General features: G+C 70.1%; 1 protein-coding gene. It reads left to right on the top strand.

Going from position 1 to position 1,482, the window contains the following annotated elements; all coding sequences use genetic code 11:
• The first annotated feature begins 405 nt into the window (after positions 1-405).
• Complete coding sequence (locus ACFCZF_RS40865) at positions 406-1,446, top strand: IS30 family transposase (protein WP_376675991.1); 1,041 nt, start codon at positions 406-408, stop codon at positions 1,444-1,446.
• The last annotated feature ends 36 nt before the right edge of the window (positions 1,447-1,482 follow it).

The raw sequence follows: 1,482 nt of genomic DNA, 5'->3' as shown, positions 1-1,482 counted from the left end.
CTTGGGTTCTAACGGTCCTCGCAACACCCGCGATCTGTGGGAGTTGCGAGGACCGTGGCTGTTGGACGCGATGATCTTGCGGGGGTGAAGGAGCGTTTCCTTGCACGGCTGGATGCCGTGGGGAGCGTGAGCGTGGTGGCGCGTGAGCTGGGGGTGAACCGGAACACCGCCTTCGCCTGGGCCCGGAAGGCCGGGCGGAGCTCGGTCCGCCTGCCGCGGCGGCACCCCGGGCGCGATGAGTACGAACGGCTTCGGGCCGCGGGTGTCGCTCGCCGGGTCGCGGCCCGGCGGGTCGGTGTGAACGAGCGCACGGCCAAGGACTGGGACTGGGGCGTCAAGAAGAGCGGCACCACGCGCACCTACGCCGACGGGCGCCGTGTCGACTACACCACCGGGACCGTCACGATGGGCGGTGTGATCACGGCACCGGTGGGTCTGACGGCCCTGGAGAAGCAGCTTCACCCGCGGTTCCTGACGCTCGCCGAGCGCGAGAGGATTGGTGATCTCCGAGCTTCGGGGCAGTCGCTGCGGGCGATTGGACGTGCCCTGGGACGGCCGGCGAGCACGGTCAAGCGGGAGATCGACGCGAACTGCGGCACCGAGGGCTACCAGCCCTACGCCGCCCACCGCGCCGCCGCCGCGCGCAGGCCCCGCCCCAAGGAGCGCAGGCTGCTGCGCGAGGGACCGTTGCGCCGCTTCGTGAAGGACGGACTGCGCAGACGGTGGTCACCGGAGCAGATCTGCCACGCTCTGACTGCGGAGTATCCCGACGACGAGAGCATGCGGGTGAGCGTGGAGACGATCTACCAGGCGCTGTATTTCCAGGCCCGGGGCGGCCTGAAACGGGAAGTCCAGGCCGCCGTCCGTTCCGGCCGGACCCGCCGCAAACCACGCCGGGACCCCGAGCGGCGCACCCCACGGTTCATCGACCCGATGCTGATGATCAGCGACCGCCCCGCCGCAGTCGAGGACCGGGCCGTTCCCGGGCACTGGGAAGGCGACCTCATCATCGGCGCGGGCGGGCGCTCCGCGATCGCCACCCTGGTCGAGCGCAGCACCCGCTACACCCTGCTCGTCCACCTGCCCGGCGGAGCCCACGACGCCGAGACCGTCCGCGACGGCCTCGTCGCCACGGTCCAGACCCTGCCCGACCACCTGCGCGGCTCCCTCACCTGGGACCAGGGCAGCGAGATGGCACGCCACAAGCAGTTCAGCATGGCCACCGGCATGCCCGTCTACTTCTGCGACCCGGCCTCGCCCTGGCAGCGCGGCTCGAACGAGAACACGAACGGGCTGCTGCGGCAGTACTTCCCCAAAGGCACCGATCTGAGCGTCCACAGCCCCGAGGACCTCGAACACGTCGCCCAGGAACTCAACGGCCGCCCACGCAAAACGCTCGGCTGGGATACCCCAGCCGAGCGTCTACGTGATCTACTCACCACCTGAAACCAGGCGGTGTTGCGACGACCCCTTGAACCCAAG

This window comes from Streptomyces sp. NPDC056296 (genome assembly GCF_042268605.1).
In the GTDB taxonomy this organism is placed as follows: Bacteria; Actinomycetota; Actinomycetes; order Streptomycetales; family Streptomycetaceae; genus Streptomyces.
This window is presented reverse-complemented; position numbering and strand designations above follow the sequence as displayed.

Excerpts from the sequence above, each read along its gene's own strand:
- ACFCZF_RS40865 (WP_376675991.1), top strand. The coding sequence starts at position 406 with ATGGGCGGTGTGATCACGGCACCGGTGGGTCTGACGGCCCTGGAGAAG.